The sequence below is a fragment of the Runella sp. genome (genome assembly GCF_027484545.1).
Lineage (GTDB): Bacteria > Bacteroidota > Bacteroidia > Cytophagales > Spirosomataceae > Runella.
In genome coordinates this window covers 19,150-27,472 of the sequence record NZ_JAIXST010000192.1, presented here as the reverse complement: position 1 = coordinate 27,472, position 8,323 = coordinate 19,150, and the positions used below count along the sequence as shown (strand labels likewise).

At 40.5% G+C, this 8,323-nt stretch carries 7 protein-coding genes; 1 reads left to right on the top strand and 6 read right to left on the bottom strand.

Translation table 11 applies throughout. From position 1 onward, the window contains the following. Positions 1-180 precede the first annotated feature (180 nt). Positions 181-1,191 carry a glycosyltransferase family 2 protein gene (locus tag Q0081_RS17870; RefSeq protein ID WP_298356195.1) on the top strand — a complete coding sequence of 337 codons (1,011 nt, stop codon included), beginning with the start codon at positions 181-183 and terminating at the stop codon, positions 1,189-1,191. A gap of 60 nt (positions 1,192-1,251) precedes the next feature. On the opposite strand, the gene gldN is transcribed toward Q0081_RS17870, so the two are convergent. The 6 genes from gldN to Q0081_RS17840 form a co-directional block, all read right to left on the bottom strand. Then, a complete protein-coding gene (gene gldN / locus Q0081_RS17865) occupies positions 1,252-2,331 on the bottom strand; it encodes a gliding motility protein GldN (RefSeq protein WP_298356192.1) in 1,080 nt (359 codons plus the stop codon). A gap of 75 nt (positions 2,332-2,406) precedes the next feature. Next, complete coding sequence (gene gldM, locus Q0081_RS17860; protein WP_298356189.1) at positions 2,407-4,002, bottom strand: gliding motility protein GldM; 1,596 nt, start codon at positions 4,000-4,002, stop codon at positions 2,407-2,409. A 97-nt stretch (positions 4,003-4,099) separates the two neighbouring features. Continuing rightward, entirely contained in the window at positions 4,100-4,903 is an 804-nt protein-coding gene (gldL, locus tag Q0081_RS17855) for a gliding motility protein GldL (RefSeq protein ID WP_298356186.1), read from the bottom strand. 120 nt (positions 4,904-5,023) lie between these two features. Further along, a complete protein-coding gene (locus tag Q0081_RS17850) occupies positions 5,024-6,133 on the bottom strand; it encodes an SUMF1/EgtB/PvdO family nonheme iron enzyme (RefSeq protein ID WP_298356183.1) in 1,110 nt (369 codons plus the stop codon). Between the two features lie 277 nt (positions 6,134-6,410). Next, positions 6,411-7,379, bottom strand: coding sequence for a type IX secretion system membrane protein PorP/SprF (locus Q0081_RS17845; protein ID WP_298356180.1), 969 nt, complete (start codon positions 7,377-7,379; stop codon positions 6,411-6,413). Between the two features lie 154 nt (positions 7,380-7,533). Further along, positions 7,534-8,316: a uroporphyrinogen-III synthase gene (locus Q0081_RS17840; protein WP_298356177.1), complete on the bottom strand. Its 783-nt coding sequence runs from the start codon at positions 8,314-8,316 to the stop codon at positions 7,534-7,536. Positions 8,317-8,323 lie beyond the last annotated feature (7 nt).

Here is an 8,323-nt window from a genome sequence, read left to right as displayed (position 1 = left end):
ATAGATTTTTTGACGTGTTTGGTATTGACCATGACAAGCATAAAAATAATCCCAAAGTCAAAGAACTATATCATTTCGGCACTATTGCCGCTTAAAGCATTACAAACTATTGTTATTAAAAAAGTAGGTTAAGGTCATACTGGTAAAAATACTAACTTGCCATCAAAATCAAAGTGAGTCATGCGTAAATACAGCATTATTATTCCCGTTTATAATCGGCCTGACGAATTGACCGAACTATTGGAATGTTTAGTACAACAAACGTTCAAAAATTTTGAGGTAATTATTATTGAGGACGGTTCAAAAATAAAGTGCGAAAAAGTAGTTCAATCTTTTAAAGATCGACTGGAAATTTACTATTTCTATAAAGAAAATGGTGGACAGGGGTTTGCCAGAAATTATGGTTTTGAGCGGGCAAAAGGTGATTATTTCATTTTATTCGATTCAGATGCCCTGATAGAAGCCAACTACTTAGAAATCGTTCAAAATCGTTTAAATACCCAATTCGTAGACGTATACGGTGGCCCGGACACTGACCACCCAAGCTTTGCTCCCATTCAAAAAGCCATCAGTTATTCGATGACTTCTGTATTTACAACTGGGGGAATCAGAGGAAAAAAAAGTAATCTGGGAGGCACTTTTCATCCTCGAAGTTTCAATATGGGTCTTTCCCGTAAAGTTTGGGAACAAACCAGCGGATTTCAAATCAGTCGTATGGGTGAAGACATCATTTTTAGTATTACAGCTCTGCGTCTCGGTTTTAAATCAGCTTTGCTACCCGAAGCTTTTATTTATCATAAGCGTCGTACAGATTTTGGTGCTTTTTTTCGACAACTTCGTTTCTTTGGTCGAGCTCGTATAAATATTGCTCGATTTTATCCCAACGAACTGAAACTCGTCCATACTTTTCCACTATTTTTTACGCTTGGATGCATCAGTATTCCTTTTCTTTGGCTGATCCACCCATGGCTTTTTTATGCGGGTATTGCATTCTTAGCACTATATAAATTGCTCATTTTTATTGATGCAACCCGCCAATCAGGCAGCCTAAAAGTAGGATTTCTAAGCATTATAGCTGCTTTTGTTCAATTGTTTGGCTATGGTATCGGCTTTTTACAGGAAGGTTGGAAGCGGCTTTTTGAATCTAAAACTCACCGGGAAACAGGCACTGCAATTGAATATCCTTCGTAGTTTTTCAATAAAAAAGGCGGCCAAATTGGCCGCCTTTCTATTATTTTCATCTTGAGTAGATTAATACTCCCACAAGCCGTGTTCTAATTCCATCAATTCATTTTCAAGTTGAACTGATTTCCAAAGGGCTTCTTTTTCTCCACCATAAATCGTAATCAAGTCACGATCCATTGGGTTAGACGTTTTAATGATACGTCCATTGAACAAACGGAGGTCAAAGGCATCGGCTAAATTTTTGTGCTGTGCTGTATTGTATTCATTGAACCAAATAAATTTCTTTGGATCACTACGGAATAACTTATCCAAATCTTTGTATTTGAACGTAGCAATTGGTTTTTCAATACCACCTGGATTTAATTCAGCAGGTAATACCAACGTAATGGTTTGAATATCATACACCAAACGAGAGCGCTTACGGTCAAAAATCCAGTCTTCCTTCATTTCAAGAATAGCTACATCTTTTGGGAACCACTGATTTTCTTCCATTTTCGCAGCGGCAGCAGCGGCGGCGGCAGCAGCTTCTTCAGCGATTTTCCGTTTGATTTCGGTCGAATCAATCTTAGGTTTAGGAGGAGTAGCCTGAGCCAATCCTTTCTTTCCTTTTGCCGTTGTCTTTTTCTTTGGAACCGGCGTTCCCCAGCCATCATCTACAGGCTGTGTTTCTTTTTTGGGTGTAGTTGCTCCCCAGCCATCATCAGCAGGTTTCGCCGTCTTCTTATCGTCTTTCTTTGCATCACCCCAACCGTCGCCAGGCTGAGCGGCATTCTCATTTCCAAATCCCGCTTTCAACTCATCTTCTGTAACCGTTTGACCTTGATTTGGCATTTGAAGCGACTTGCTAAAGTCACCCATTGCCATTTTCTTAGTCATGTCAGGATCCACGTAAGCATCCAAAAGACCGGCTTTTACCGCATCCATGATATACTTAGTAATTTCATTTCCTACTGAAAACATAGGTTGATTTTGCTTTTCCCGTAAATCCAACCGACGCCACAGTGTACGCTTCATCATCACATCGGCATCGCTTATTTCGCGGACCGACAGCGGATTGACACCTTTCGTGTCTTTTTCTTGGGCTTTTACACTTACGGCTAAGGCTACCAAGGCTACACTTCCCAATAAGCTGCTTAATCTTGTCATTTGATTTTACTGTTTTAAATCACTAAATCATTAACGAACAATTGCCTGCAAATTGCATACCAAGTTCACAAAATGTTAGTTAAGTGGAATTGTACGAGTCTCATTACCTACCCCTGCATCAACGATATCGCCCTTGAAATTTTTGCGTTTTACGCCTAAAATCTCAACTACAAGACGATCACCAGGAGCAGCTATAGCAGCTAAATTGGCAATAGAACCACTTTGACCCGAAATCACTACAGGTTGACCTTTCGGACGGTTACCACTTGCTAATCTGACCACAATCTGCTCCACCCGAAAGTTAGCATCTTCAGGAGAGAAATTAGCAAATCCTTCATCAGGGATAGCTTTCACGGAAATACTGCGAGCCATACTTGCCGCAACCGGACGTTTGTCATCTACAATTGTCCCGTTGATATAAAACTCTAATCTTGGACGCGGTACACGAGACACTCTGAATGGCTCACTACCCATCAAATTTCCTTGATTTGAAATGTTCAAAGTAACATTTTTATTGTTAGGAACAATGATGACCTTTCCTTTACCATTATTGATAAACTCTGCTCCACTTCCTCCAAAAGAAGGGTTCCAAAGTGCACCAAGTGCCGCACTTTGTACACTTAATATGTTTTTACAGGCAAGATACAATGGAGGCAAAGTTCCAGTCTCAATTTGATAAGTAGGTCGAGCTACTTTATAATCGTATTTCATTGAGATGGTAGTATCTCTTCCACTTGGAGTAGGGAAAGAAATTATCCCTGAAAGTGTTTTTGAGGCTAATCCATCTTTATCATAAGCACCGCCTTGTGCCGTAAACTCAATAATACCTTTACCATCCTGAATTTTTAAAGGTGCTCCACCTAAACTCATTCTTGGTGTAAGTGCGCTTGAAGATGCCGCAATAAACATTTCTCCCTTAAACTTAGTACCCGCCACTACTATTTTGGATTCCGCACTGATCATTGCCAAAATTTTGTCAAATTTGATGTCTTTCGCACCCACTTTGGCGGCCAAAGCATCCAAAACTTCTGCTTCCAAACGGCGAACTTCCGATTGACGTTGGCTCAATACTGCCAATGCTGCCGGAACGGGAGTTTGCTCAAAATTAACCGAGGCAAAATCTTTATTACGCTGATCTTTATCACGCTTGGCGAGTGGATCATCTTTGCCATCCAACGCTAATGGGGCAAAGTTTGTACCGGCCAATTTATTCATTTGTTCAACAAATCCATTGAGTTTATTCTTCAACTCATACGCTTTTCCATTCTTGCTTGCCCCAATCATGTAAATAGCTACTTTGTCTTCTTCATTCGGATTTTTTACTTTACCGGTTTCTGGATCTACTCCGCCACCCGCTTCGTTAATGATATGAGTTTTTAACTCATCTATTTCCGAAATTATTCCGCTCGCTATTTTGCGGACATCTTCAGCTTGCTTTACAATTGCTACTTCAAAAGCACGGTTACCCGATTTTTCAACTTTTTCCCGAATATTATCAACTGTTCTCTGGTTGATTTTATTAGCAGCATTTGATGATACCTCCATGCTATTGTTCAACAATTGGAACTTTTCCAACAAAGCCGAACTTACCTGCAAGGCCAACATCGCTGTCAGTACCAGGTACATCATCCCAATCATCTTCTGACGGGGTGTCTCTTTTCCTCCTGCCATTTTATAGTTTACAGTTTATTTAAGAGTATTTTTTATTTTGCAAACAGAAGATATGCCAAAGAGACCATCAACCGCTTACTGTGAACTATCAAATTAATTATCCTCGCATTGCAGTCAGCATATTGCCATATACATTGTTCAGAGCATTGATATTGGTTGTCAATTTCGACATTTCCGCTTTGAACTGCTGAGATTCTTTAGTAGCATCGGCCATATTCGCCATGGCAGAAGTCAGATTACCATAGAAAGCGTTCATTGCTTTCAAATGTTTGGTAGTATCCTGCAACTCCAATTCATAAACGGCGTTAAGAGCACCCATATTTTTAGTAATCGTCTGAAACTGGTCACGGTATTGTTGGGCATCTTTTGTAGCATCTGCCATAGAAGACATCGCATTGATAGCAACACCATACGATTTGTTCATTTCACCAATCGCTCCCGAAGCACTCTTCACATTTTTAGCGTAGTCATTGGTGGCTACAGTTGCATCGGTTAAATCACCAATTTTGGAAACAGTATCCGTAAGGCTTTTGAAGCCTTTACCAAGATTATTAAAAATATCAGGTGAGATATTGGCTTCTGCCATCATTTTGTCCATATTGGCGGTCAGCCCAACCCCTTTTTTCTCTTCTTTCCGAGAAGGTACGGGAGCAGCGTCATCCGCTAATTCAGGGTAGACTTTTTCCCACGCGTATTCATCTCCAGCAGGAAACAAAAAGCTTTGAACTGCATACAAAACAAAAATGAAAGCTTCGGTCAAAAGACCAACTGTCAAAATCTCACTCCCACCTTCTACGTGCGTTATTTTTGCCCAAGCGCCGATAATAACAACGGCTGCTCCGAGCGCATAAGCAGTTGGGACTATTTTACTCCAGAAAACACCTTGCTTTTGTGCTGCCATGATGAAAATTTAAGAATTATTGGTTTACAGAATCGGTTACAAATAATTAATTACGGTTATACAAAAAGTGAGGTGCCGCTTGATGGGCAGCACCCCTTCTATTTTTTAAGAATTTTCAAATTATCTTTTACGTCCACGAGAAGTAGCCGCGCGACCAGCCAAGTTTTCAACTACGCAACGGAATCCAATAAAAGAACGTTTGTTGTCTTCGTATTCCCAACCTCTCGTACCTGTTTCGAGGAAATAGGATACATCTTTCCAAGAGCCTCCACGTACAATTTTGCGTGGCTCATCAGGATTATCATTCATTGGGTTCATATCCCAGTTCACTACAGTTGCATTATCAGCGTAGGCATCAAGTGTCCATTCCGCCACGTTACCTGCCATGTTATAAAGGCCATAGTCATTGGCATTATAGGCATTAGCCGGAGCAGTGTAAGGATAACCGTCGGCATCATAATTACCTCTTTGAGGCTTGAAGTTCGCTAAGAAACATCCTTTTCCGTTAGCGACGTAAGGGTTACCCCAAGGATATTTAGCTGAAGCACGGCCTCCGCGAGCAGCCCATTCCCATTCTGCTTCGGTAGGCAGACGGAACTTAGGCGAGCGATATTTACCTTCTTTTGCACGATAATCATTGTATAAATTAGATCGCCACTCAGAAAAATAACGAGCCGCTTTCCAGCTCACACCAACAACAGGATATGTATCAAAAGCAGGATGCGAATAATAATATTCAAGCATCGGATCACCGTTATGATACGTAAAATCCTTTTTCCAAACCGTTGTATCAGGATGATACTTGGCCATAATTTCTTCTTCACCTAATACCGACAATGAATCGGTCATTAATGAACTTACAAATTGACGATACTCATGGTTTGTCACTTCAGTATCGTCCATGTAGAACGAAGTAATAGTCACTCGGCGATTAAAATTGACTTGCGTTGCAGCCACATCTTCATCCGCCTGACCCATCATAAATGAGCCTGAAGGAATCAATACCATTCCATAAGGGGTATCTTGCTTATAATCTTTACGACCTGTCGCAATTACTTCCCCGTTACGAACGCCGACTTCCGGCTTAGCTCCTTTCTTACTGCTTTTGCTGCTTTTACTGTTTTTACCGCCGAATTTGTCCTTGATAAAACCGCAGCTTTGCAGCATCACCGCTACCATTACAATCCAAGCTCCTTTGGTGGCATAGCCGAAAAATACCCTTTTGCTCATGGTTGATTCCCTTTAAATTCAAAATTTCAGTATAGAAACGAAGTTCTACGTGTTTATTGTGTGCTTTTTTTTAAAATTTCTCTGTTTTTTGCCCAACTGAGGCCTATTCCACTATCAAAAATGACAAAAACTGCCCAAAAATAATAAAAAACCCGCAACTTTTTATCAAACGGTTATCTATGGTCCTACAATAATTCTGCCAAAGAATATACTGCTGAAAAAAAGTTTTGCATTTTATCAATGTTTTTAAAGAGCATAGTTTTTTTGACAAAATCTATTAGTATCTAAATCTTGGTGTGCGTACCGGTGTCTTCTTGCCTTTTGTCAGTGCAGGAAGGGCATAAGATATCATAACTTCATAAGAAGCTGGTGCTTTAATATCACGGCTTTTCCCTATCAAATCTACGGCTCCTCCTATTCGCAATGCTTTGTTACTCAGAATATTAATACCCGCAATTATGTTATACGAATCCTGAAGGCGATAGGTTACTCCGCCAAATATCCATTCGTCCCAAGTAGCTATCACTCCTCCTTCAACTGATAGGGTCTTAGGACTAAAACCGAGTGGAGTTTTAACAAGCACCATCGGTTGAATCTCTAATCCATAGATAGGTTCCAATCGGTAACCGGCAGTAATGTAAGCATTAGGTGCCAGTGCATTATTTGCATCACCACTTAAGCTGAACTTAGGCTGATTTAAATGGTTCACACTTGCACCTATATAAAATGTGGTTGCATCATAAAAGGCACCTAAGGCAATGTCCGGTTGTGTCTGACCTAACCGCCCCGTAGGAATAAGTGGATCACCGGGTTCGCGAGCTACTAACTTACTAAAGTCTATATAACGATTTTGGAAACCGATTCTTGCACCCAAGGCCAGCGTATTTTCATTTATATTCATACGATAAGCATATGAGAGTTGTACCTCCTGGCTCCCGGTAGCTCCAATTCGATCATTCACATAATGGATACCTACTGCGCTTTTAGCAAAATTAAGTGGGATGCTTCCTGAAACTATTAAGGTATTGGGAGCACCGCCGTCGCCTGTAGTGGTTTGATACCCTTGCCACTGCATACGATTTATAATTTGTAAACGTGTCTTACCGTCAGCACCGGCTGTTGCCGGGTTTAGATAAAGCTGATTATACATAAATAGGCTAAACTGAGGATCCTGCTGCGCTTTTACGCCCGGCAATTGGCCTAACCAACCTAAAGTACATAATAGAAGTAGCCGTGGGTATTTCATATAGTATGGGGTATTTGCAATACAAACGACAATTAGCGAAAAAAATTTGATATAAAAAAAGGGTTGAAAACTCAACCCTTACCTTAACGCATAAAATGGTTTGAATGTTGCAAAGTACAGACAAATAGTTGTCCTTTTATTGCCACAATTTCTGCTAAATATTGTTTACTTTTTTGATGTAAATCTCCAATGCACCTGTCATAGAAGGAGCATTAGGCATGGGCGCTTCAATATCTAAAATTAGTCCTGCTTCGGTAACAGCCTTGGCCGTTGTAGGACCAAGCGCCGCAATACGGGTCTTGTTTTGCTTAAAATCAGGAAAATTATGAAACAACGACGTGATTCCAGAAGGACTGAAAAAGCAAATGATGTCATAAAAAACTTCCGTTAAGTCAGATAAGTCAGACGGTACAGTTTCATACATCACTGCCTCGGTCAAATGCAGTTCATAATTACCCATAAATTCGGGAATATCGTTGCGTCGTTTGTCGGAACAGGGAAACAAAAATTTTTCACTTTTATGTTTCTTGATTAAATCTAACAAATCAGCGGCGGTCTTCTGTCCCGCAAAAATCTTCCTTTTCCGAATTTGAATATACTTCTGTAAGTAATTGGCAGTCTGCTCAGTTACACAAAAATACTTCATTTCAGCAGGCATCTCGAGTTTAGCTTCTTTGCAGATTCGGAAGAAATGATCTACGGCATTACGGCTCGTGAAAATAATAGCCGTATGCTCCATGATGTTAATCCGCTGCTTGCGAAAATCTTTAAAGGATACGCCCTGAACTTCGATAAAAGGACGAAAATCAACTTTGAGATTATACCTGCTCGCCAACTCAAAATAAGGGGATTTTTCGTCGGTAGGGCGAGCTTGGGTCACCAGAATACTCTCTACTTTGTTCAATCGGTCTTGCTGCATCAAAATAGTTTCGCTCATATCAGAC